The sequence below is a fragment of the Endozoicomonas sp. ALB091 genome (genome assembly GCF_049310265.1).
Lineage (GTDB): Bacteria > Pseudomonadota > Gammaproteobacteria > Pseudomonadales > Endozoicomonadaceae > Endozoicomonas.
On sequence record NZ_JBLYNQ010000007.1, the window covers coordinates 127234 to 153226 of the forward strand.

The 25993-nt window shown below is 47.3% G+C and carries 16 protein-coding genes; 10 read left to right on the top strand and 6 right to left on the bottom strand.

The window, feature by feature from the left end; all coding sequences use genetic code 11:
• Positions 1 to 12: 12 nt before the first annotated feature.
• The 5 genes from ACO6UX_RS12750 (at position 13) to ACO6UX_RS12770 (ending at position 5550) form a co-directional block, all read left to right on the top strand.
• The gene (locus tag ACO6UX_RS12750; protein WP_422448137.1) at positions 13 to 1767 is read left to right on the top strand and encodes a hypothetical protein; all 1755 of its coding nucleotides are present in this window, start codon (positions 13 to 15) and stop codon (positions 1765 to 1767) included.
• Between the two features lie 229 nt (positions 1768 to 1996).
• Positions 1997 to 2659: a hypothetical protein gene (locus ACO6UX_RS12755; protein ID WP_422448138.1), complete on the top strand. Its 663-nt coding sequence runs from the start codon at positions 1997 to 1999 to the stop codon at positions 2657 to 2659.
• Between the two features lie 226 nt (positions 2660 to 2885).
• Positions 2886 to 3779, top strand: coding sequence for an efflux RND transporter periplasmic adaptor subunit (locus tag ACO6UX_RS12760; protein WP_422448140.1), 894 nt, complete (start codon positions 2886 to 2888; stop codon positions 3777 to 3779).
• A 2-nt stretch (positions 3780 to 3781) separates the two neighbouring features.
• Positions 3782 to 5065, top strand: coding sequence for an efflux RND transporter permease subunit (locus ACO6UX_RS12765; protein ID WP_422448142.1), 1284 nt, complete (start codon positions 3782 to 3784; stop codon positions 5063 to 5065).
• Complete coding sequence (locus ACO6UX_RS12770) at positions 5062 to 5550, top strand: efflux RND transporter permease subunit (RefSeq protein ID WP_422448144.1); 489 nt, start codon at positions 5062 to 5064, stop codon at positions 5548 to 5550. Before ACO6UX_RS12765 ends, ACO6UX_RS12770 begins: the two co-directional genes overlap by 4 nt.
• Before the next feature lie 108 nt (positions 5551 to 5658).
• Here the strand turns inward: ACO6UX_RS12770 and ACO6UX_RS12775 are convergent, their stop codons facing one another.
• The 3 genes from ACO6UX_RS12775 to ACO6UX_RS12785 form a co-directional block, all read right to left on the bottom strand.
• Positions 5659 to 7719 (bottom strand): AarF/UbiB family protein, encoded by a 2061-nt coding sequence (locus tag ACO6UX_RS12775; protein WP_422448146.1) that lies wholly within the window; start codon positions 7717 to 7719, stop codon positions 5659 to 5661.
• A gap of 442 nt (positions 7720 to 8161) precedes the next feature.
• Positions 8162 to 9139 carry a potassium channel family protein gene (locus tag ACO6UX_RS12780; RefSeq protein WP_422448148.1) on the bottom strand — a complete coding sequence of 326 codons (978 nt, stop codon included), beginning with the start codon at positions 9137 to 9139 and terminating at the stop codon, positions 8162 to 8164.
• 360 nt (positions 9140 to 9499) lie between these two features.
• Positions 9500 to 10501, bottom strand: a complete 1002-nt coding sequence (locus ACO6UX_RS12785; RefSeq protein WP_422448150.1) for a hypothetical protein — start codon at positions 10499 to 10501, stop codon at positions 9500 to 9502.
• A gap of 421 nt (positions 10502 to 10922) precedes the next feature.
• Between ACO6UX_RS12785 and ACO6UX_RS12790 the strand changes: the two genes are divergently transcribed.
• The 4 genes from ACO6UX_RS12790 (at position 10923) to ACO6UX_RS12805 (ending at position 13405) form a co-directional block, all read left to right on the top strand.
• Positions 10923 to 12137, top strand: a complete 1215-nt coding sequence (locus ACO6UX_RS12790) for a multidrug effflux MFS transporter (RefSeq protein ID WP_422448152.1) — start codon at positions 10923 to 10925, stop codon at positions 12135 to 12137.
• 168 nt (positions 12138 to 12305) lie between these two features.
• The gene (locus ACO6UX_RS12795) at positions 12306 to 12560 is read left to right on the top strand and encodes a type II toxin-antitoxin system HicA family toxin (RefSeq protein WP_422448154.1); all 255 of its coding nucleotides are present in this window, start codon (positions 12306 to 12308) and stop codon (positions 12558 to 12560) included.
• Positions 12557 to 12889, top strand: coding sequence for a type II toxin-antitoxin system HicB family antitoxin (locus ACO6UX_RS12800; protein WP_422448156.1), 333 nt, complete (start codon positions 12557 to 12559; stop codon positions 12887 to 12889). Before ACO6UX_RS12795 ends, ACO6UX_RS12800 begins: the two co-directional genes overlap by 4 nt.
• A 63-nt stretch (positions 12890 to 12952) precedes the next feature.
• Positions 12953 to 13405, top strand: a complete 453-nt coding sequence (locus ACO6UX_RS12805) for a deoxycytidylate deaminase (RefSeq protein WP_422448158.1) — start codon at positions 12953 to 12955, stop codon at positions 13403 to 13405.
• Here the strand turns inward: ACO6UX_RS12805 and ACO6UX_RS12810 are convergent.
• Both ACO6UX_RS12810 and ACO6UX_RS12815 read right to left on the bottom strand, forming a co-directional pair.
• Positions 13398 to 16268 carry a hypothetical protein gene (locus ACO6UX_RS12810; protein ID WP_422448160.1) on the bottom strand — a complete coding sequence of 957 codons (2871 nt, stop codon included), beginning with the start codon at positions 16266 to 16268 and terminating at the stop codon, positions 13398 to 13400. The genes ACO6UX_RS12805 and ACO6UX_RS12810 overlap by 8 nt on opposite strands.
• Positions 16269 to 16827: 559 nt before the next feature.
• Entirely contained in the window at positions 16828 to 20076 is a 3249-nt protein-coding gene (locus tag ACO6UX_RS12815; protein ID WP_422448162.1) for a hypothetical protein, read from the bottom strand.
• Between the two features lie 283 nt (positions 20077 to 20359).
• Here ACO6UX_RS12815 and metH point away from each other — a divergent pair, with 283 nt between their 5' ends.
• On the top strand, positions 20360 to 24067 hold the full coding sequence (gene metH / locus ACO6UX_RS12820) for a methionine synthase (RefSeq protein WP_422449552.1): 3708 nt from the start codon (positions 20360 to 20362) through the stop codon (positions 24065 to 24067).
• 160 nt (positions 24068 to 24227) lie between these two features.
• Here the strand turns inward: metH and ACO6UX_RS12825 are convergent, their stop codons facing one another.
• On the bottom strand, positions 24228 to 25805 hold the full coding sequence (locus tag ACO6UX_RS12825) for a hypothetical protein (protein WP_422448164.1): 1578 nt from the start codon (positions 25803 to 25805) through the stop codon (positions 24228 to 24230).
• Positions 25806 to 25993 lie beyond the last annotated feature (188 nt).

The following is a 25993-nucleotide window of genomic DNA, read 5'->3' on the forward strand; positions in this document are numbered from 1 at the left end:
GACTGGATCTTTATGCCACAAATCAACAATTCTACCACTCAACACATCGTCCAGCCCGGCATCCATAAGTCTGAAGACAATAACAAACAGCGCAAAACCGTCAGAGCAAGATTCGACGATCGCCAGATATCGGTCCGTGAACCGACTGAGTCTGTATCGGTAAGGGTTACAACAATCGCAAAGGCCGCAAAAGCTGTTGTGATCTCAAAGGTGCAGGGGTTTCTCCTCCGGCAGAGGAAAGTCGAAATCACCACACCCGAAAGCAGTCCGAAAGTACAGCAACCTGTTAATGTTGATAAACAACAGGGATCCGGGCACCAAATACGCCCTGAACGGCCAATGCCAAAGCCAGCGGGTGACAATAGTGACAACCCCACCTCTCATCCCGTGTCAAATAATAGCAGGCCGCTACCACCACCGCCCGGTAAACATGACAAGCCATCCTCGAAAAAACCCCGAAGGCCGCTGCCACCACTTGTCCAACATAGTGAGCAGACGCCAATGAAAAGCAATCGTCAGCGACTGCCTCCTCTTAAGCAATACAAAAGACCATTACCGGAGCTGCCGGTTGACAATAGCGGTCATATGCCCGATGAAAGTCTGACCATGGTCACTACCAGATCTGGCAATACCCTGCCCACAGCGACCACGGAGACATGGCAAGCCGCTGAGTCAACCGGTGTTGACACCCTGTATCAGGATATCAGGGAGCAGTATGCTGGCCAGCTGGCAGACCTCGAAGGTACCAATGATTCCGGGTACCAGACGCAGACTATGGAATCGGTAATAGCAGCAGAGGAATCGCTGGGCGCAACAGAGCTTAACTCATTGCGAAAAGACAAATATAACTCCGGACAGATCGGGCTGAAAAATATCGAACTAAATCCGACCAGAGAAGCGCTTGATGAGTTGGAAGATCTCAAAACGCAATGGCAAAAGGCAAAAACGGCAATAACAGAATGGCGGCAGAAAAAAGGGGATATGGGTAACCAGTCCCCTGCCGACCAGAGGAAATTCGCAGTGCTTGCCAGGGCCGAAGCAGGTGCAGGCCAGAAGTTCCGTACCGAGCTCCATTTATTTCTGACACAGTGCCGCAGCAAAGAGTGGCGGGACAGCGCTGCCGACTTGAGCATAGACGCCTTTTATAGACTGCAAACCATCATTCAGGCATCACCGCTGAACAATGAAGAGAAATACAGGCATGAAAGTGTGGTAGCAACCGTTGCTCTCTTCGAACAACAACAGCTGCCCGGCTATAAGAAGAAGACGAGAAAGAAGAAGCTGAACGATGCACTGCTACGGCTGGATAGTTGTGAAAAGCTGCTATTGAACAATAACGCGTTGGACAACACTAAGAAGCTGGAACTGTTTGGTAGTTTACATACCAGAATCGTCCGTCATTTTGCCGTTGAGGAGCCCTGGCAAGACCAGAAAGTCAGGCTCGACATGGGTAAGGGCGATCTTCTTGCCTTTCAGCTCTTATTACAACACTCAAAAACAGGCGGCAGTGGCAAGCATCCAGACCCGGATAACAGCGAGAAACGACAGTTACTGGAGGATTTCGTGACCAGGAAAAGCGAGGCCCTTGAACGGTTGCAGACCGTCAGGAAAACCTACGATGAGCTTGATGCTGTTAATGAAGACACATGGGAAGACTATGGAGAACTCCTTGAGCTTGCCGACGAAGAGCGTAGCCTGACAACACAGGTAGGTCGCTGGACAGAAGAAAAAATAGCTGCCGCTAAGAAGATGATCAAAAGGGAGTAAAATTCAGGGTAACAATAAAGGACCTTCCCCCCCCCTGCTTTCCCACTTTTTTTGACCCCGGTTTTCTTCCTTCAAAAATCCAGACCTGAACCCTGCTTTTTCTGCTTTTCTGCTTTTCTGCTTTTCTGCTTTTCTGCTTTTCTGCTTTTCATGATTTGAATTTTATCCATGACTTTGTGAACTTTCCTTGTGAATAAACACTCATAAACGTAAACACAAGGAACTTACTATGAATTTATCTCCTGCGAAGTCTAGTGAGCTAACCAGTTTACATAGTGCGGCTTTCCTTTCAGATCCATCCTCAATATATGATAATTATCATTCAGCACAAGTATTCATACCAAGACGTGATCAGCAGTTTGATATGCAACGATTGCTTTCTAACAGGAAGGTAGTAAAAAATGACCCCAGTATTCAGTTTAACTCCGAACCTCTGGGTAAGAATTTTCCACTATGGCTAAGATTGCCGAGAGATAAACCTGAAAATACTTTTTGGACAAGTACTCTAAAAAAAGAAACTGCAACCGAAGAAGAAGAAACTGCAACCGAAGAAACCAAAACCGAAAAAAACACAACTGCCTGGATAGAGTGGTGTAGAAATAACGGTATGCACATTTTCTTAGGCAAAACTGCGGCTCAATTTCAGGTTTCAGATACAGCAAATATATTTCATATTGACTCATACGAAAAGTATGAACACTTATTAAAAGAATACACTCATTCAGAAAATGATAATTATATAGATTGGGAACGTGTGGCCATTGATTTTGATGCTGTACATTGTACACAAGACTTTGATCTTCCCGGATGGAGTTGTGAATCAACAGCATGGTTTAATAGAGATAAATTAGTATTTCTGAAATCCCTGAATTCACAGGAAATTGACTTGTAATGCGGAATCTGAAAGAGCTGGGGGCAGTCTTCCTGACGCAAAAACCAGGGCAGCCGAAACTGACGTTGGTCTTTCTTTTGAATGGACTCAAAATTACGAAAAGTTATCGTAATCGTCAGGGTATCATCGAACCTTTTAGCGATATAATCCCCCCATTAATGAATTCAGTCAGACTTCCGCCAAATTCTGATGTCCCTTATTCCCACAGGCAGGAGACCTCCGGGTCATGACAGCAAACTCTCTCTTCACCCAACCGGGGTTGGTATTGGCTCGGGCAGCGACCACCAAATCCCGGGCAATCCTGCTGGTTGCCCTGACCTGCCTGGCAGCTTTTTCCCAGGTCGCTTCCGCTACAGCGGCAAAAAGCCAGGCTCCTACGGTAACGGCCTTTCCAGTGACGGCCACCACATTGCAACAGAATCTGATGGCGCTGGGAAACCTGAAAGCCAACCAGTCCGTTGACATTGCCCCGCAAATCAATGGCCGTATTGTTGCCCTGCATCTGCGCGATGGTGTGAATGTCAAATCAGGACAGCTGCTGGTTGAACTGGATGACCGTGAGCAGGAGGCAATCACCGCCCAGGCGCGAATTGCCTTTGAGGATGCCCAGCGGCAACTGGACTATATGGAAGCTTTGATCAACAGCAAAGGGTCCCGTATTTCAGCTACCACCGATGCCTGGCCCGGAAAAACCTTTACCGGCACCATCAACAGCATTAACCCCCGGATTGACCCGGTCAATCTGTCCTTTCAGGTCAGGGCCCTGCTGGATAACCCTGAGTCACAGCTTCTCCCGGGTATGCTGATGCGTACCTCTATTGAGCGCCCGAACCAGCAACAACGATTAGTTGTGCCTTCCCGCAGCATCCTGTATGACGGTAACCGCCGTTATGTGTTTGTGATTGATGAGCAAAACCGGGTGGAACGCAGGACCATTACCACCGGGCAAACCATTGATCAGTTCATCGTTGTCGTATCCGGACTGGTGGAAGGCGAGCGGGTAGTGAATGAAGGTGCGGTAAAAGTCACCGATGTCCGCCGGGTAACTGTGCTTGAGAAAGAACCGTCTGTTCTCTCTGCCAACCCGGTCACACATGCCGCTGCCAATGGATTGCTGTAACCATGATACTGTCTGATTTATCCATCAAACGACCGGTATTTGCCACTGTCGTCAGTCTGCTGCTGATTACCTTCGGGGTTATCTGTTTCCAGATGTTACCGGTTCGGGAGCTGCCGGATATTACCCCACCGACGGTGATGGTGTATACCGGCTATGCCGGGGCTTCTGCCGAGGTTATTGAAAGCAAGATCACCAATGTCATTGAGGACCAGCTCGGTGGTATTGAAGGGGTGCGCTTTATTGAAAGCACCAGCCGTAATGGGACGTCCCGGATTAATATCGAGTTTTCTCCCGACCGGGATATGGAAACGGCAGCCAATGATGTCCGGGAAGCCATGTCACGGGTTATCTGGCGTCTGCCGGATGAAGCCGAGTCACCCATTGTCTGGAAGAACGATGGCAGTGGCGAAACCATTCTCAATGTCAGCCTGCAAAGTGACACCATGTCTTTGATTGTACTCACTGACTATGCGCAACGCACCTTGCAGGACCGGCTTTCCCTGGTCGATGGCGTCAGCTCCGTTGACCTTATGGGTGCCCGGGAATATGTCATGCGCATTGAACTGGATGCCCGGGCCATGGCGGCCCGGCAAATCACCACCAGCGATGTCCGCAGCGCCCTGCGTCGTGACAATGTCGAGCTGCCTGCCGGTGAATTAACCGACAGTTTGAGAACCTTGCCCGTCCGGTTAAACCGTGACTACAACACCATTGACGATTTCCGTCGTCTGCTGATTCGTCAGGAGGGCAGCCGCAGAGTCTATCTTGCAGATATTGCCTCCATCCGTACCGAGGCCAAAGAGATCGAGACACTGGCAAAAGCCAATGGCCGGAACGTATTGAGCCTTGGCATTGTGCCACTTTCCCAGGCTAACCCGCTGGAAGTGATTCAGAACGTGAAAGATGAGATCGATGCATTCACCCCTTTCCTGCCGGAAGGCACCTATATGACCACCACGCGGGACTCTTCCATTTATATCCAGTCCGCCATTGATGAGGTGTATGCCACCCTGGCCATGACGATTGCCCTGGTGGTGCTGGTGCTTTATATCTTTCTTGGCAATGTGCGGGCCACCCTGATCCCGGCCGTTACGGTACCAGTGTCGCTGATCAGTGCGTTTATCGTTATCCACCTGCTGGGCTACTCCATCAACCTGCTGACGCTGCTGGTGCTGGCCATTGGTCTGGTGGTGGATGATGCGATTGTGGTGCTGGAAAATATCCACCAGCATCTGGAGCGTGGCGAACCGCCCCTGTCGCCGCCTGGAAAGGTGCCCGGGAGGTGAGCTTTGCCGTGGTGGCAACCACGGTGGTTCTGGTGATGACCTTCGTGCCCATCATATTTATGGAAGGCTCTGTTGGCCAACTGTTCTCGGAATACGCCATGACCCTGAATATTTTCAGCCAGCTGGCGATGATCATGCTGATCGGATTATCGGCCAAGAATGGCATTTTGATTGTGGAGTTTATCAACCAGCTTCGGGATCAGGGGTGGACCTTTAACGAGGCAGTACTTGAAGCATCAGCGTTGCGGCTGCGCCCTATTCTGATGACCGCTCTTACCACGGTGGTTGGTGCCAATCCTCTGCTGCTGGCCTCAGGGGCCGGTTCAGCGTTCCGGTTCTCTATCGGGGTCGTGGTTTTTGCCGGTGTTACCGTCTCCAGCCTCTTAACCCTGTTTGTGGTGCCAGCCATGTATTCATTGATGGCCAGAAGAACCACCTCTCCTGACCATGTGACAAGACAACTGGAGAAGCTGCTGACTCAATAACTCTTTCACTGATTTTCTCAGGCGGGGAAGTTACTCAGGCTAATACCGGTTACCGAATTATCGGTTACCGGTTAAGCCTGATAACTCCGGGTTTGCTGCCAATTAACTTTAACTTGGCACCGGTGGTGGATATGCAGTGCTGGACCCAGCATGACTGTGCGTCTGTCCGGGATGAGCAGGCGGCATCTGCATCTGCCATTGCCGAATTAATTCATCAACCTCACGTCTGAATTCATCAGGTGGTAAGTGCATTTTTGAGAGTAATTGAGACACTGCATATTCCAATTCCTCATCAGTTACTTGAATGGTGCTCATTAGTTCAATTAGCTGTTGACGTAATTCTGGAAGCTGCCGTAGCAAGATCAGCAGAGCATTTTGACCAGCAATGTTTCCGGGAGGCACACTTGAACTGGCATCACTGCCCAGCAGTTTGATCAATGAAGGCACGATTCTGTCCAACGACCTTCTTGCTTCATCGGTAATAGTGATCTGGGAGTCAATTAATACCTTGGCCCTGAACAACGCTACAGTTTCTTTTGGCATCTTCACATTACAGTTATAGGCTCTGTTAAACAGGTCAATGACTTTTTGATCAATCTTGCCCTCTCCACGATAGGGCATCAGATTCAGGACCTCCTGCTTCAGCTTATCCCAATTTGCTTTATCAGATTCATATTCACCCAAAGTTTTCAGACATTGAACTACCTGATCTGCATATTGACTTCTCCTGGCTACACCGGACTCTTCACGGAGTTGCTCCATCGCGCCAAGAATGGTATAGGTGGCTTTCACCGCATCCCTCGAGACTTTTTGTGCATTACCCAGATCAATAAAGTAAATGTTCAGTCTGCCATCCTCAACGGTAACCATGACATTGCCATCATGCATATCTGCATTAAAAAACCCCGTCTGGGCATAACAGTAAAACCAGTGTTCGAATGCCAGTTTTTTCAGACTTAACCTGAAGGCGAGTAAATGATCGTCCGATATATTCGTCTCATCGATATTCAATAACTTTGCCGCAAGACTCCGAAGTTTTGGCTGGTCATGTTCACTTAGCGTAACCCCATCAATTTTTTCCATGCCCAAGGCATGGGAAGAGGCAGTATTACCATCAACGGCTGGAACTTTAAAATTAACCGGAAGACTTAGCAAAACCGTGCCGGTGCCAGGATGCTGGATTTCCCACCCATTTGGCCGGGGAGGCAGCGCGTATGCATAATCCGGTAATTCGTCTTGCCGAATATCAAATATATGCTGCTGTGCAACGGCCTTGAAAGCAAAATCCTGTTGCCGTGTTCTGTTGGCCTCAGTGATCAGATTCAATTCTTCCTTGACACTGTCAAAGAATGAGAAAATGGCATGTTTGGTCCCTTTACCAATTGAACCCGGTGCAAGGAAGGTAATCAGCCCAAGTACGAACCTGAGAACCCGTAAATCAGAGTAAACCCTGGTTTCACTTGACTCGGAAACGGTCTTGACAATCAGACTCTCTCCGCTTTTCAGGATGATCTCATTGACCTCACCAATTGAACCGGTACCGAGATTACGCCTTTCATTCAATCGATCCGGGTTGTAATCAATACCTGCTTCATCAAGGCAATGAATCAGCTCTGCCTCGGTCATTGGCTTATTGCTGGTGGCAACGTGAGATAAAGTCCTGGTAAATTTCTCATGGTCATCACCAAAAAGATCTTGGGCAATTGAGGGAGAACTGCATGCAAACTGAATCGCCTTTACCAGAATCCCCCCCCGGGCTTTAGCAGCAGCGTTTTGGAAGCTCTCTATACTGCCACCATGCCGATAGATACTGAAAAGAATCCCCATCATTTTGAACATTCTGACCAGGCTGGCAAACCCCTTTTTAATCCTATCACCCAGCCATTCAAGGGAAGATAGAGTACGAGGCTGGCGTCCAACGATGACCTGATCATCAGGCACTTTAGAGGGGTCTTCAGGGTCAAACTGCTGTTCACCCAGGTGTGACTCAGGGGGGACAGCCCTGACAGTGTGACCGGCAGCCACGGGTCCATAAGGTGATTGTTGCGAGGTAAAGGTCGCAGAATGGACACCTTGGGATAATGGGTCAACCTGACCAACTCCTGGATGAGCATGAGTCTGATCCGGGATTTCGCTGGCCGACTCAGTGCGTGCATTAGCTGGCATCATAACAGAACTCCTTATTGTTATTAGTGGAAACATTACTGTTTAAATTAGAAAAATAAGTGATTAAGCCCAATTGAGGAGTAATCACATAATAGTTATTTAGTTATTGAGACCGAATAAAAGATGAAAAGTTCACTATTATTTCTGTTTAAAATATACCAATTACTTAAAAGCATGATTATTCATCAAGTAATGCTCTTGATTTGAAAAGATAAACCCGGCGAAAACATAGTTCACAAATAAAAACTAAGGTACCAATTAAGAATTCTGGTAAACCTGCAGCATTATCGAAAGAGATTGGTTTTTACTGGCTCAAAAGGTTGGCAAAGGGAGAGAATCATCGAAAAAGGCCAAATTGCGGTATTAATGTTTAATACCGCATGGGTCTCAAGTTCAATGCCAGGAGCCTGACCGAGAATTAGGGTTGATTACCGCAGCGCCGGAACTACAGCTGCTCCCACTGAATTTCATGTCCGTGAATCCGATGAGCAGACAGGTAATAAACAACCTGTCCGGCTGTCACCCGGTCATTGCCGGGCGGATTTAATCTCAGGTTATCTCCGGTGGCAGACCCCGCCACTCCAAGGGCTATGGCTTCGTGATGAATTTTAAAAAACTCCAGCAGTCGACCAAACGTCGTCCCTCCAAAATCTTCAGGCACGCGAACACTGTACTGTGTTGGCCCGGTCAATGTTGATAACAGTTGCTGTTGCACACGAGAAGACCCCGGATCCTGGGCTGAGCGAACCAGCAGTTCCATGGACAAATTACTGTGACACTCTATTTGCGGGCAGTGGGACTGAAGCAGGTGTACCATCTGCTGGCTTTCAAACCAGGCAACAACATGGGCTTTGGTTTTCGTCGCGGCAATACTCAGGCAGGTGGCCAGGGTCTGATCATCGGAGTCACGGAACACGATCACTCTGGCCGCATTGCCAATGCCGGTTCGCTGAATAAACGACGGCTCCGTCAGGCTTTCCCCCTGGGCAAACAAAATCTGTTCAGGAAAAGGATTCTCCATTTCCTGGCTGGTACAGAGTAATACCTTACGGTTCTCGCGACGTTTGTCGCCAAAAATCAGCTGCAACATTTTCGGGGTGTGATTTCGCTTCCAGCCAAATATGACAATATGATTGTCCAAATCTGAGTAATCCACTTTGCCCTGCATTCTTCTACTCCATACCCTGAGAAAAAATGATGACAGCTTCCCCAGCCCCCCTGCGAGAAGCACAACGCCACCGGGGAGAATAAACAACGCGGCCAGAACCCGCCCTGAGGCAGTACCCGGACTCAGATCGCCATAGCCGACGGTGGTCGATGTTGTGACATAAAAATAAAACCACTGATCAACAGGCAGAAGCGCCGATTCACCGGCCAGCCACATCAGCGCCCAGGATAAAATAAAGTGGCCCAGCAAAACCATCAGCAAAACCAGCCAGCTCAGTTTCAGAAACTGGTGGTGAAAGAACCGCAAAGTTGATTTCAGAAAACTCAAGTTAACCCTACCATGCATGGTCCAGAAGTCTGATATATCACCAGTGCGTGATAATAACACATATATTCATGACGTTAACTTATAAGATCTGTGATTCAGGCCTTTTCAGGTCCCAGGCCTGTTTGCCAGACAACACCGAATTTTTATCCTCAATTTCTCGCGATCCTCGCTACGGGCAATAGTCCCGTACAGCGTACCAGAGCAACGCAGATGATGGTGTGCTGCACAGGAAAGCCTATTATCTGACACCTGATGTATAACCAGAGACTATGGGTGGAAATTCACCAACTAATCATTAACCCAGGATTGCACTCGCCTGGATAAGTCAGACACGACGGACATAAACCGCGACACTGGCTGGTGGGTATCATAAGAGGGGGTCATAACAATATGCAATAACCTCTGTTCAACAGGCTTTCCCCAGGGTGGCTCTACAACATAGTTTTCCCGAGGTTTAGCCGGCTGCTTTTCAGTTTCATCCGGGACATATTTGGCATTAGCGAATCGATGAATAAGATTGTCTGTGTTTGAGTAAACATGACCAAGGTTTTTTTCGAAAGGGTGGTCTTCAGCAGATCCCTTAGTAGCATAATATATTCCAAAACAATCCCTCCCCTCTAATTCCGCTGTTGCCAGCCCTCCTCCCGTGTAATAAGGACCACCCTCTTTAACTGAATCATCATTCATTAACATCACGAGGCTATAATCCCCCCTATCACGAAACCATTCAGTTCCGACTAAACCGTCACTGCGAATGTAATTTCGAATGATCCTCAACGCACACAATTCCACAGTCTGACCCTGCAATGAGAATTGCCCGGCCAACACCTCTACACCTTTTATTGCCAGATCAATCAATGCCTTATCACTGGTCATTAATTGGCACTCAAAGCTTTTCTGATTAACAATCCGAGAATCAGGAGCAAATTGTACGCGTACTTTGGTTTCTGGATAGCCTTCAGGGATTAAAGAAAAAATACATTGGTTGTCATCAACTCCTGGCAACACTCGTGAACAAAGTCTGGATTTCAGTATTGTATTATATTCATCTTTAACAAAATCATAGCTATCTATATTGATTGCATCGTTGGCCCGTTGCAGAATTCCCGGCTCAACAACCGGTTGTATCGTCCGGAAGGTATCACCGAACTTTACATCCTTCGATGAAGCTGGGCCCTCCTCCAGGATAGAAAGACTCATTGCTTGCGGTGATTTTACGTCACGAGTAGCTGTAATCATTTTTTGAACACCCGATAATTTAGCTCGTAAAAACGACTGATAATCAGTCACCAATTTTAGACCTTATGATCAGCAAATAGTTCAGCCCCGCTGAGTAGTTGGTCAAGGCTTCAGTCAATCGGTTTAACAGCCCTTTGCGCTTAAGTAGCTGGCCATATGGAATCATATATTTCTGGCTACTTGGGCAGGTGCTATGCGAGGCACAACGGAGGGAGCATAGCCGTAGCTATGTGACCGGAGTTGTAACGAAGCAGAGTACCTGAACAAGGAGTCAGAAATATATGATTTCATATGGTTAGCTACTTATATCAATCTTGAGTTCCACCGGCAAACCAGCGCAGACATCATAATTAAATTAATGTCTGCTCTATAAACAGCGATCAACATCCTGATAATTGGCATAAACACGGATTGTTGATCAATCGTACCTGTCGCATTATCTCCCTATTTTTCAACTTATCAGCGGACCACCATGCGACACCTGACTCCCGAAAAACACCCCGCTTTTGTTCTGATTCTCCTGACCCTGTTTGCGGTGGTAGGACCTGTGTCCATTGATATTTTCACCCCCTCGCTGCCGGCAATCACCGCGTTTTTTGGCACCACCTCCGCGATCGCTCAATGGAGTGTTGGTTTATTCATGCTGGGCTTTTCCCTGTCGATGCTGATTGTCGGCCCGTTGGCTGATCGTTTGGGCCGAAAGAAAACCCTGCTGATGGGCTATTCCCTTTACCTTGCGGCAACAGCAATCACTTTGCTGACGGATAGCATCTATCTGTTCATTGCCGCCCGTTTTGCCCAGGCCGTTTTTGGCTGCTTCGGAACTGCCGTTGCCAGAATGATGGCCCGGGACTATTACCGTGACCAGATGGAAGTGAAAATGCTGGCCTATATTGGCGGCTGCCTGACCATTGCCCCCATGGCCGCACCCATTGTCGGCGGTTATCTGCAGGAGTATGCCGACTGGCAGTACAGCTTTTACGTGATGGCAGCCATGGCGGTGATTGCGATACTGGCACTGACGCTCTTGCCAGAACACAAGCAGGAAACAACCACGGCAACCACATCGAAAAATTCTGTGCTGGCAGGCTATAAAGCGGTGCTGACGGATGCCCGCTACCTGCGCTTTACCATTGCCGCCGGTGCGGCATTTGCCGGAGCCTTTGTGTTTGTTGCCGGAGGCTCCTTTGTGGTTATTGGTCAGTTAGGCATTTCTCCGGCAACCTATGGCTACCTGTTTGCTGTGGCTATTGCCAGCTACCTGTTCAGCGCATCCATGGGCCCTAAACTGACCGCCAACATGAGCCGGACCCAGAGCACCCTGGTCGCTGGTAGCCTGTTGATGATTGGTGCCATGGTTTCCCTGGTGAGCGGTCTGCTGACGGATGGTCAATCCATCACCGGCTATGTTGCGGGTATCGCTATTTATGAACTGGGTCTCGGTCTGTTTATGCCGCTCTGTCAGGCCAGGGCCACTGAACATATGAAAGAGAATATGGGTACCGCAGCGGGCCTGATTTTCTTTATTGAGATGCTGCTGGCAACACTGATCAGTGCACTGATCGGCTTTCTGCCTGAAGCGGGTACCCTGTCGCTGTCAGTGATCACCTTAATCGCAGTTGCCATCTCCGGTGTCTGTCTGATGAAAACCAGCGATGTATCAGCAGTCACTCCACAGGCTGCCTGAATCTGTTGTTATCAAAGCGGGTATGAATCACCATACCCGGTTTCTCAGTCGGCTTGCCAACGGGTCAGAGAGTGCGGGGGGGGGGGGGAGCAGGCCATATAAACGGATTATTGTCGATAGTACTATTATCCGGTACCATTGCAACTATACTATTTACCAATCAATACAATGAAAAAGAAACATGCCACGACACTGCGCAAACTGTTTGCCAGACCGGTCAGCGGCAGCATTCACTGGGCCGATATTGAAAACCTGTTTCTTGCTCTTGGTGCCAAAGTTGAAGAGCGTGAAGGCAGCCGGATCAAGGTGGTACTGTTTGGTGAGGTACGGATCTTTCACCGCCCACATCCGTCACCGGATACCGACAAGGGCGCGGTGGCCAGTATCCGCCGGTGGCTGGAGAACCACGGAGTGACGCCATGATTAACCAGATGAACATCAACGGCTATATCGCTGTCATTACTTACGACCCGGACATTGACCTGTTCCGTGGCGAGTTTATTGGCCTGAATGGCGGCGCAGATTTTTACGCGGCGGATGTCAAAAGCCTGCACCAGGAAGGCAAAGTCTCCCTGAAGGTGTTTCTGGAGGCCTGTCAGGAGGAAGGTATAGAGCCACGCAAGTCTTTCTCCGGCAAGCTGAACCTGCGTATTGACCCGGATCTGCACGAATCCGCCAGTGTGGCAGCAGCGGCCAGTAACCGCAGTTTGAATCAGTTTATTAATGATGCATTGCGCCAGAGCCTGAATTAATAGCTTCTGTGTCTGGTAAGCGTAAAGACGACGTTTTCAGAAAACTCAAGGAATAAATGACCAATGGCCACTGATAGCAAGGGCATTAGATCGGTTGATACTGTGTATATGGAGATGGCCCACTCCCTGGCCAAATTATCAAAGTGTGTGCGCCTTCAGGTAGGCTGTCTGCTGGTCAAGGATGGGCGGGTACTTTCCACAGGGGTTAATGGCACGCCTTCAGGCTATATCAACTGTAATGAGGCTGACTACGAAGAACACCACCCCTGGTCACTCAGGCATGAAATTCATGCTGAACTCAATGCGGTTATCTGGGCAGCACGGCTGGGTACTCCCATAGAGGGGGCTACCGCTTATGTGACCCACAGCCCCTGTGATCAATGCACCAAAAACCTGTTAGCGGCCGGTATCCGGCGCATTGTTTATGACATCCAGTACGACCGCAATCCCCAGGAAGAACTATCACAGTTCTGTCGGGAAAACGGCGTTGCCATTGAGCAGGTATCCATTAAATAACATCCGAGACATGCTGTGGATCGATAAAATTACGAAAGTCATAGAACTTATCTGCCCAATCGGAATAGTCGTCAAGGGAGTGGCCATACAGTGAGCGGCACGTCTGGCCTTTTCCCCTCTGGCAGGTGAACTCCCAAAAAATGTCTTTCATGACATGTGCCGCTGTTGAGAATTGAGCACCAAACTGCACACAAAATTCAGGATGAACGTGACCTATCAGACAGTTAATGTCCTTTTTCAACAACTCGGGGTTCCTGAACCAAAGCGATGAAGGCAGGCACTGAAAGGCTTGCTGAAAAACAGATTCCACCTGTTCATGCACACATTGCAAAATAGATAACCGTAACTCTGCTTTTACCGCCTGGATCGATTGTCCGGAATAGCGACATTGGGCATACAGCGCCTGGTTATCAAAGCTTTTGCATCTCAACAGCCACTGTTTATTTTGGATAAAGTGTAACTGTGCTACAGGATTTTCAATCTTACCCACATATTGATCAATGATTGCCAAAATCCCATTATAATTTTCCCGGCCTATGTCAAGGAGGAGCAACCGATTGGTTAAATCATTTCTGAAAGCGCGGGTATACACCCAGTGACGCTCAACTTCTTTTATTGACAAGCCAAAAGGAATTTTAACGCCCTGATTCACAGTAAGGCGAACCGGCTCAGGCTTGCCAGTAACGAGTTGCCACTGGTTCTCGTCCGGGCTCTGTTGCTGATGATCGGTTTGTTCCTCAAGCTCTGATTCACTGTCAGGTTTTCGCTCTGACTCAAGATCGGGCATTTGAATAGCAAAGTGCTTTTCACTCTGGACGTCAGTTAGCTTTTTCTCCTGGCGATGTTCCTGGCAGGCTTGCCTTCTGACGACAGCAGGCGGGCTCTTTTTCCTGGCTTTGCTTTTCCTGGCAGGTCCACTTTCGGGTGCCTTTCCCTCAGCCTCTTTACAGTGAAATTTATTATCTCCCGATAATGAACAGGCATTTTTTTCAGATTGAATTTCCTCTAACCGGTTCTCCAATTGCAGAACTTTTTCGCCAACCAGTTTAATCTCCATGGGGATTTTAAACCTGACCGACCTTACATTGCTTTTATCAGCCTGGTCATGTAAAAAACATCGGTAAACTTTCCAATGCTTCAGTGAGCCTGGCAGGTCTCCTCGTTTTTCAAGTAACATGGCAAGATATTTATTCATTTCAGGCCGTGAGCCAGTCGCCGACCGATAGTTAACTTCTGCTTTATTCAGCAGGTCTGTAAATTGTTCACTTGACTCGCCCTGAGAGCTGGCCAGCTTTTCGTAAAGAATACCTAACAATGCTTTTACACAAACATCTTTAATGTTGTCCTTTTCAATAAACTGAATCGCTAATTGATACTTACCCTTTGAGGCCATGCAAAGTCCAAAATAAAGTGTTTTACTTTTATGCCTGGCAAATTCAAGAAGCGCTGATGCCTTGGAAGGATTACCCAGCATATAGTAATACAGGGCAACTCTTTCAGAACGCAGTTGTGCACTTCGTGTCGATCCACGCATCAATAGAATTAATTCATAAGCATAATCCATAGCTCTTTTGACTATTTCAGCAGATTGATTTTTATGGTCATTTATTTCCACTTGAATGAATTCCAGGTATTCAAGTGCCTTTTCCGGATTCAAAGTGGTAGAGTAAGGCCAACGGGAAAACCCAAGATCATTCCAGAGCATGGTTAACAGTGCCAGAGTATTGTATTTTGTAGAGTTTTCAGCAACACTTCTAAATACTTCAACATCCTCCAGGACTTCTGCGATTGCAAAGCATGTACATTTTGCCAGTGCAATCTCTGATTCCTGTTTAGGGCATCTCTCCAATACCGAGCTTAGTGCGGCTAATTGGACCCTGTCAGTCGTTTTCCAGCGATAATTTACCAAGAATCCTGCAGCCAGAAAGTTTAAAACCCAATAGTCAGCAACACGACAGATGCCTCTTTCAACGCTGGCAATCGTCATTTTATGAAGAATACGGTTGTATGTTTTTACCTGTCCCGGGAGGGCTAACTTTACAGCAGCATTTTTTCCGGAAGAGTAGCCATAGGATGACATTGAGTATTCCATAGTTACCTTGTTGTAAAAATGTCCCAATGCCTGAAGAAAAGCAAAATAGGCAATCTCTTTCTCATGAACGGCCAACTCTGTTTCTAATAAAAGTGCGTTAAAGTAATTATCAAGAAAGTCAACATTGCCAGCATTAACTACTTCAACATAATGACCATCACAATATTCCTGGTAGAGATGGTGAAAAATAATCACCACTTTATCAAGTTTGGTCAAACTAAAGGGAGATCTTGCAACTTCAGCCAATTGTCCCTCCTGCTGTTCCCTGGCACTGTTACTTTTTACGGCTCCCGGTTCATCCCCGTATCGACACTCTTCTACATCACCTGAAGCAGGGCTATGCATTTGGCACCGATTATAGCCAGCAATAGCCGTTTCATGGTGAACTTTTTCAATAATAGATCTTATTCTAACCATAGCTTCTTTGCATTCTGACTCTTTAGCGAGTAACTTTGAAGATAAAGAACTTAAACTACTGCTATCACTGTCCCCTTCTGATGAGACAACTGCTTTTTTCAACTTCTCAAAAGCTTTCAGAAAAAGCTTGTTTTTATCAATAGACTCAATAGATTTTTCCAACTCCTTATCAACTGCCTTCATCTGCTCACAAACGGAATAAAATTTCGTTAAGGATTCAATTTCAGGAAAGTATTTGTCGTTATCGGGAAGCCACCATAAATTCAACACCTTGATGAGAGCATTGCCATTTGATGGTGGTATTAAGTCTCCGAGAGAATAAAGCATACTGAATGCTTCCTGCTCACTTGGCATGCCGTACAACATTCTTATGAGGAAATTCTCCTGAATATACAGAGCCGCCAACTTAAACCTGATCAATTCCTGATGGGGTATCTCACCATGAACCCTGGTGAGATCAATAATCTGTTGTTTTATTTCGTCAAGCTGCCGGGCTAATATTTCCGGATCCGGAGCTGTCTGTTGTTCAGCATGTTCAGTGCTCTGTGGTTTAACGTCCTGTTGCGAACCTTCACACGGCGATACTTGCTCCGAAGTACACTGGCTTGATTTCAACAGATCATGTGTACCATGAGACTGTTCGGAAGCTGCAATGACACGAACCTCCCTGTTAGCAATGCTTTTCCCATGACCATCTCTGAACGTGCCCGCTTCCTTCAGGGCTTTTTCACCGACCAATACTGTTGGTGTAACTTCCAACGGTTGTGTATCAGAACACACCTCCCCGCCCTCAGAGCTGTGCCTTACCGGGCTGTGGCTGCTACTTATTGGGTCCATAATCTGTCGCCTGTTTATTTATATTGATCAATAGATACCCTGGGAGCCTGTCGGGAAAACGGCGTCGCCATCCGGGCTAAATAATGTCCGAAAGATGTTGAGGATCAATAAAATCACGAAAGTTATAGAACTTTTCAGCCAAATTGGCATAGTCCCCGGGGGAGTGGCCATACAGTGAGCGACATGTCTGGTCGGTTACCCTCTGGCAGGTAAACTCCCAGTGAATATCTTTCATTACATGGGCCGCTGTTGAAAATTGAGCGCCAACCTGTACACAAAATTCAGGATGAACGTGATCTATCAGGTATTTCATGTCCTTTTTCAACAACTCGGGATTACTGAACCACAGAGGTGTAGGTAAGCACTGAAACGCATGCTGAAAAACAGACTCCACCTGTTCCCGCACACACTGCAAAATAGATAACCGTAACTCTGCCTTTAATGCCTGGATCGTTTGCCCAGAACGACGACAATGGACATAAAGTGCACGGTTATCAAAACTCTTACATCTCAACAGCCACTCTCTATTTTGTATGAAGTGTAACTGTGCTACCGGATTGTCAGTTTTGCCCACATATTGATCAATGAGTCCCAAAACCCCATCATAATCTCCCCGGCCAATGTCAAGGAAGAGTAGCCGATTGGTTAAAACATTTCTCAAATTGCGGGTATTTCCCCAGTGACGCTCGACTTCTTTTATTGAAAAGCAAACAGGAATTTTAACCCCTTGATTCACAACAAGCCGAAACGGGTCAGACTTCCCAGTGACCAGCTGCCATTGGTTTTCGTTCAGGCCCTGTTGATAATGGTGTTGAGGATCGGTTTGTCCCTCAAACTCTGATCCACTGGTAAGATGTAGCTCAGCCCCGGGATTCGGCACTTGAATAGAACAACGCTTTTCGCTGTGGATGTCTGCTGGCTTTTGTTCCTGGCAAGCCGGTTTCCTATCGGCAGCAGGTTGGCTCTTTTTCTTGCCTTTCCTTTTCCTGGCAGGTTGACGTTCAGGCTTCTTTTCCACAGTTCCCTGGCCATAAGATTTATCATCACCCAATAGTGACTCGGCCTTTTTCTCAGATTTAATTCCCCCTATCAGGCTCTCCAACTCCAGAATTTTTTCACCAACCAGTTTAATCTCCATGGGAATTTTAAACCTTACCGACCTTATATTACTTTTATCTTCCTGATCATGTAAAAAACAGCGGTAAGCTTTCCAGTGTTTTAGCGAGTCTGACAGATGCCCTCGTTTTTCAATCAACATGGCTAAATATTTATTCATTTCAGGCCGTGAGCCAATCACGGCCCGATAATTAAGCTCTGCTTTTGTGAGCAATTCATTATATTCTTCAGATGATTCGTTCTTAGAGCTGGCATGCCTTTCGCACAGAATACCTAACAGTGCTTTAATACAAGCATCTTTAATTTTATCCTTTTCAATAAACTGAATGGCAAACAGGTATTCACCCTTTGATGCCATGCAAAGCCCAAAATAAAGCGATTTGCTTTTACCCTTGGTAAACTTAAGAAGTTCCGATGCCTTTTGAGGATCATTCCGCATAAAGTAATACAGGGCGATTCTTTCAGAATACAGCTGTGAAATCGGCGTCGACCCCTGCATCAATTTATTAAATTCACAGGCAATATCCATGGATTGCTTCAACAATTCGGCACTTTGATTATCATTACTGGCTATTTCATATCGAATGAATTCCAGATATTCAAGCGCTTTTTCCGGATTCAAGGTGTTTGAGTATGGCCAACGGGAAAACCCAAGATCATTCCAAAGCATGGTTAATAGTGCAAAGGTATTGTATTTTTCAGAATTATCAGCAACACTTCTGTACGCTCCAACATCCTCCAGAACTTCTGCGATAGAAAAACAGGTATATTTTGCCAGTGCAATCTCCGATTCCTGTTTAGGGCTTCTCGCCACCGCCATGCTTAGAGAGGTTAATTGAGCCCTGTCTCTGGATGTCCAGCGATAATTCATCAGAAACCCTGAACCGAGCAGGCTTAAAACCCAAAAGTCAGCACTCTGACAAACATCACTTTTAATACTTGCCATCGCCATTTTATGAAGCCTGGCATTGTAAGTTATTGCCTTATTATAATGAGCTGTTTTTACATAATTACTATTTCCAGCACAGTAACTGACTGTGCACTCCATAGCTATCTTGTAGTAAAAATGTCCTAATGATTGTAGAAAAGCAAACCAGGCAATCTCTTTCTCATAAATGGATAACTCTGTTTCCAATAAAAGCTCGTTAAAATAATTTTCAAGAACATCAATATTGGTAAGATTAAGTGATTCAATATACATTTTATTGTTATGTATTTGGTAAAGATGGTGGAAAATAACCACTAATTTATCAAGCTTGGTCAAACTGAAGTCAGACTTCATAGCTTTGGATGACTGTTCTAATAACTCCCTCTTAATACTATTACTTTTTACGCCTTCCGATTCATCCCTGCAGGGATTATCCTCTACATCACTTAAAGCAGAGCCATGCACTTGAGATCTATTCTGACTGGCCGTAAAACATTCATTGCCCCCTTTTTTAAGAAGTCTGCCCAAGACCTCTTTAAACTCTTTTTCACTAAAACATTCTGAAGTAAGAGAACTTGCAGTGCTGTTATCACTGCTTCCTTCTGATGGGATCAGCTTTTTTTTCAACTCGTCGTTAAAAAGCAACCGGCCTTTGTCAAAAGGCTCGTCAACTGTATTCAAATCCCCGAGAGCTGTCTCCAAATACTCACTAACAGAATTAAGCCTCTTTAAAGAAATAGTGGTTGTTTCAGGAAAGTATTTCGCGTTACCGGGAAGCCACCATAAATCCAGCACCCTCATGAGAGCAGCACCATTTGATGACTGTGGTAATAAGTCTCCAAGCGATTCCAACTTACTGAATGCTTCCTCCTGACTTGCCATGCCGTACAACATTCTTGTGAGAATATTCTCCTGGATATACAGTGCAGCTAACTTAAATCTCATCAATTCCTTTTGTGGTATCTCACCATGAACACCGGTGAGTTCAATGATCTGTGTTTCTATTTCATCAAGCTGCCGGGTCAACATCTCCGGGTCCAGAACTTTTTTTTGTTCAACATGTTCGACACTCTGCGGTTTAATTTCCTGTGGCGCACCTTCACATAGCGCTACCTGAACCGTTTCACTCTGGCTCGGTTTCAATAGAGCACCTGTACTGACTCCATGAAACTGTTCGGACACTTCAATTACACGAACCTCCCTGTTAACAAAGCTCTTCCCATGACCATCTCTGATCGCGGCTGCATCAGTCAGCGCTTGATCACTTGTTGGAGTAACCATCAACGGTCGTGTATCAGAACACATCTTCCCATCCCCGGAGTTAAGCCTTATCCGGGTGTGGCTGCTACTCATTGGCTCCATGATTTACCTCCTGCTTAACTATTTTTTCATAACAATTGGATACCCTCGATGAAAGAAGGTTTCACTATGTTGGTACCATGGGTCGTTTATTTACAGAACCCATACACTTACACTTCTTCCTGACCCAACAGAAACCAGAGGCATCCGGGAGCCAAGTTCTGGTACTATGCCCGCTAGAAAAAATAACATTGGTCTGCTATCTATGCTGCAAGCTACGCCACACCAAAAAAAAGCCCTCTCTGACCTGACACAACTGCTGGAAAAACGCATTCTGATCCTTGATGGTGCCATGGGCACCATGATTCAGGACTATAAGCTGGAGGAAGTGGACTACCGTGGCGAACGCTTTGCCAGCCATGCCTGCGATGTGAAAGGCAACAATGATCTTCTGGTATTGACCCGTCCGGACATTATTCAACAGATCCACCGGGAGTATCTTGCAGCCGGTGCTGATATTCTGGAAACCAACACCTTTAATGCCACCACCATCGCCATGGCAGATTACCAGATGGAAGATCTGGTACCGGAAATTAATCACCAGGCAGCCCTTCTTGCCCGGGAAGTGGCCGATGAATTTACCCGGGCCAACCCGGATAAACCCCGTTTTGTCGCTGGTGTTCTTGGCCCAACCAACAGAACCGCTTCCATCTCCCCTGATGTCAACAATCCCGGCTATCGAAATACCAGTTTCAACGAACTGGTGAACGCCTATCAGCTGGCCGCCAAAGCATTGATTGAAGGCGGCGCTGATATCCTGCTGATAGAGACCATTTTTGACACCTTGAACGCCAAAGCGGCCATCTATGCGCTGCGAGACCTGTTCGACCAGCTGGGCTTTGCCTTGCCGATCATGATTTCCGGCACTATTACCGATGCTTCCGGTCGCACCCTGTCAGGTCAAACGACAGAAGCCTTCTGGAATTCGGTCGAACATGCCCGGCCACTGTCCGTTGGTCTGAATTGTGCCCTGGGTGCCAGTGAGTTACGCCCCTATCTTGAAGAACTGTCCAACTGCGCAGGTACCTGGACCAGTGCTCACCCCAATGCCGGTCTGCCCAACGCGTTTGGTGAATATGACCAGAGTCCCGATGAGATGGCAGAGATTGTTGCCGGGTTTGCCCAATCCGGCCTGGTCAATATTATTGGTGGCTGCTGTGGTACCACACCGGCACACATTAAAGCCATTGCCGACAAGGTTGCTGATATTCCCCGACGAGTCATGCCAACCATTCCGGTGGCCTGTCGTTTAAGTGGTCTGGAGCCATTTACCATTGATCGGGACTCATTGTTCGTCAATGTCGGTGAGCGCTGTAACGTCACCGGTTCCGCCCGCTTCAAACGTTTAATCATCGAAGAAGATTACGATACGGCTCTGGATGTTGCCCGTGACCAGGTGGAAAACGGTGCCCAGATTATCGACATCAACATGGATGAAGGGATGCTGGATGCCAAAAGCGCCATGACTACATTCCTGAATCTGGTGGCCTCTGAACCGGATATTTCCCGGGTCCCGATCATGGTCGACTCCTCCAAGTGGGAGGTCATCGAAGCCGGGCTGCAATGCATTCAGGGCAAGGGCATTGTCAACTCCATCAGCCTGAAGGAAGGTGAAGATATTTTCCGCCGTCAGGCCCGTCTTTGCCGCAATTATGGGGCCGCCGTTGTGGTTATGGCGTTTGATGAGCAGGGTCAGGCGGATACCGAAGCCAGGAAAATAGAAATATGTCAGCGGTCGTACAACATTCTGGTCAATGACGTCGGCTTCCCGCCCCAGGATATTATTTTTGACCCCAATATTTTTGCTGTGGCCACCGGTATTGATGAGCACAATAACTATGCGGTGGATTTCATCAATGCGGTGCAATACATTCGCGAGAATCTGCCCCACGCCATGAGTTCCGGTGGGGTCAGTAATGTCTCTTTCTCTTTCCGGGGGAACAACCCGGTTCGGGAAGCCATTCATGGGGTCTTTCTCTACCACGCCATCAAGGCCGGACTGACCATGGGCATTGTCAATGCCGGACAGCTGGAGATCTATGAAGAAATTCCCCCGGAGCTGAAAGACAAGGTTGAAGACGTCATCCTCAACCGCTCAGCGAATGGGACTGAAGCGCTGCTGGCCATTGCAGACCAATATCGGGAAGGTGGTTCTTCCGGCAAAAAAGAGGAAGATCTGGCCTGGCGGGAATGGCCTGTTAACAAACGGCTGGAACATGCACTGGTCAAAGGCATTACCACCTGGATTGTTGACGATACTGAAGCGGCAAGACTGGCCGCCAGCCGTCCTATTGAAGTGATTGAAGGCCCACTGATGGATGGCATGAACGTGGTGGGCGACCTGTTTGGTGAGGGTAAAATGTTTCTGCCCCAGGTGGTGAAGAGTGCCCGGGTGATGAAACAGGCGGTTGCTCACCTGGTCCCTTTTATCGAAGAAGAGAAAGGCGAGAGTGCGCGATCCAATGGCAAGATTCTGCTGGCGACGGTCAAAGGTGATGTACACGACATTGGTAAAAACATTGTCGGTGTCGTTCTGGCCTGTAACAACTTTGAGGTTATTGACCTTGGGGTCATGGTTCCCTGCGAAACCATTCTGAAAACCGCAGTGGAAGAAGACGTTGATATTATCGGGCTCAGCGGTCTGATCACCCCATCACTGGATGAAATGGTTTATGTGGCCAGTGAAATGCAGCGTCAGGGCATCAGACGCCCACTGATGATTGGTGGAGCGACCACATCACGGGCCCATACGGCGGTAAAAATTGAGCCGCAGTTCCAGGATGATCTTGCCATCTATGTCACCGATGCCTCCCGCAGTGTGGGGATTTCAACCCGGCTGATGAGTGATTCATTAAAGCCCGCTCTGGTGACAGAGACCCGCTCCGAGTATGAAAAAATCCGGATCCGTCACGGAAAACGGAGCAACAAACGGGCACTGCTCACTTATCAGGAAGCCCTGGATAACGCCTTCAAACCGGACTGGTCCCGATACCAGCCACCGGTTCCGACGTTTACCGGCGTTAAAGTGTTCGATGACTTCCCGCTGGAAGAACTGGTCAATTACATCGACTGGACTCCGTTCTTTATGACCTGGGATCTGGCCGGTAAGTTTCCCGCCATTCTTAAAGATGAAGTGGTCGGCGAAGCAGCCACCAACCTGTATCACGATGCACGGCAGATGCTGGATAAACTGGTCAACGAAAAGTTGATCCGTGCCCGGGCAGCCATTGGTTTCTGGCCCGCCAACCAGATCAATCACGATGACCTGGCCATCTATCAGGATGAAAAAAGAAGCCACATCAAAACAATCCTGCATCACCTCCGTCAGCAGGCACCAAAACCGGAGGATAAGCCCAATTACAGCTTGTCTGACTTTGTGGCCCCGGAATCATCAGTCCTGCCAGACTATGTGGGCGGTTTTGTGGTAACGGCAGGTATTGGTGCAGACCAACTGGCCAGGCAATATGAACAAGCCGGTGATGACTACAACAGCATTATGGTGAAAGCGCTGGCAGACCGTTTTGCCGAAGCGTTTGCTGAATGTATGCATGAAAAAGTGCGCAAGGAGTACTGGGGTTATGCCTCCAATGAGCAGCTCAGTAATGAAGAGCTGATCAGGGAGAAATACGCCGGTATTCGTCCAGCGCCCGGCTACCCGGCCTGCCCGGACCATACGGAGAAAACGGCATTGTTCGCTCTATTGAACGGTGAAGAAAATGCCGGCGTGTCACTCACTGAACACTTTGCCATGATGCCTGCGGCCAGTGTCAGTGGCTGGTATTTCTCCCATCCTGAAGCGAGATATTTCGGCCTGGGTAAAATCGATAAAGACCAGTTGGAAGTATATGCTGAACGTAAAGGCTGGTCTTTAGCAGAAGCGGAACGCTGGCTTCGCCCCAATCTAGGAGGCTGACCGAGAATAGACTGCCCTACTGCGGTGGCAGCAAATTGGTCTAAAAAGTCGGAAATTTTTAGCAAATAGAACCACTATTCACTAAAAATTTCCGACTTTTTATCCTCAATTTTCTGCCATCCTCGCTACGGGCGCTATTCTCGGTCAGCCTCCTAGCCAATTAGACCTGGTAACCGGAGGGCAGCTTGCCCTCATACTTTTCATTCCACAATCGTTGAGGATCTACACTCCTGGCAAAATGACAATCACGCTTCCTGTGATGTTGTAGCAGATGTATCAGCTCCGATGCGAATTGCCTGATTGCTTCTGGCATGTCACTCAGAGCTGGCTTTTCGACTTTTTTGACATTTTCGGAAAAACCACAGGCAGGGCAGGTCAATGACGGGTAATAGGAGAAACCGAGATCATCACCTGGCACCAGTCCAGCCCGGGCGATTACCGATACCAGCCATGTTATATCACCCACTTTTGAATAATCATGATGCCACAATTTATGAAGGAATATATCAGTTACAAAATAATCGATATCAACTTTTTTACCCTTAAACCAGTCTTGAAATGCCGCGTAGCACCACTCAAAAGATTGTTTAAGGTAAACGTCCCCTATACGCTTATCATCACTATTGAACCGGGAACCCAACACTGAATAACGTTCACTGCCGATAAAATCCACCAGATCCCCCGGGTTTTGATATTCAAAATCTAACTCAAGGTGTGCGCCCAGGTAGTTAATGTGCAAATGTTGCAAGTCCTTTTGTGATATGTCCATTGGAATATCATCCCCTTGCGAAGTATATAAATAATTAACAGTTGTGCATTTGATAAACTCTGCATAACTGCTATCGCGAAGTGCCACTGTTTCAAACAGCTTGTTTATTTCCATATCATCCAGACAGGGGATATTCTCATCAGGCAAGCGCTGGAATGCGATCAACTTTACCAGTTCACAGAATTCTTTTTTTACGATTAAAACTTTGTTGATAGCCAATCGATCAATGCGCTCATGCATACATGTTGAATACTGGATAGCCTCTTTAAGTCCACCAATCATTTTCTTCAGATTGTCATAAATTTTTGCAAAACTGCATTCGTCAAAGCAAATATTCAGGTTCGTGCAGGTCAGGTGTCTTGACGTTATGGAATATTTTATCAATGTACCCTTAAAGGGTATCAATAACCTTTGGAGATAGAGCCTCCTTGTTCTCTCAGTCAGCATTTTTGAGCTTTGATTTTCAGTAATATATTCATCACATTGAGCCTTCACTGAACTCAGTTCGTCGTATAACTGTGGCAGGCTGAGCTCTGGTAATACGCATTCAGGTTCTGATTGAACCGGAGCTTCAGTGATGATTTTCTCAACGGCCTGCTTCACTGACGGTGATCTCTCCATAATCCGCAGATATCCGCTGAGCCATCTTAACAGGTTAATACTCAGGGGAAACTTGCACTGCTCCGGGCTAATAACGCACTCCTGCCTGAGAACAGCCCGTGACAATGCCGAAACCTCAACAGGGGTAAATAGTTGTCGGCTTTGGAGGGTGGATAAAAATCGGAGGCTATCAGCCACAGAACCGGGTATTTCGTAGCCCGTGATAGCCCTGTCTTGAATAGATTTAAAAAAGGACACCCCATTGCATTTGCGTTCGAGCTGACTGTTGACCAATGGTTTATTGGCAACATCGGGAGTGGCTCTGTGTAAATCCTGTAAATATATTGGGTTAGATGATGTTGTATCCATAATAATCCAATACCTGTTTTTATTTTTTGATCAACCGCCGATTTTGGACTCTTTTTTATACTGATAGTTCATATATGCTGGATAAACTGGTCAACGAAAAGTTGATCAGTACCCGGGGAACCATAGGCTTCTGGCCTGCCAACCAGATCAATCGATAAAGACCAGTTGGAAGTATACGCTGAACGTAA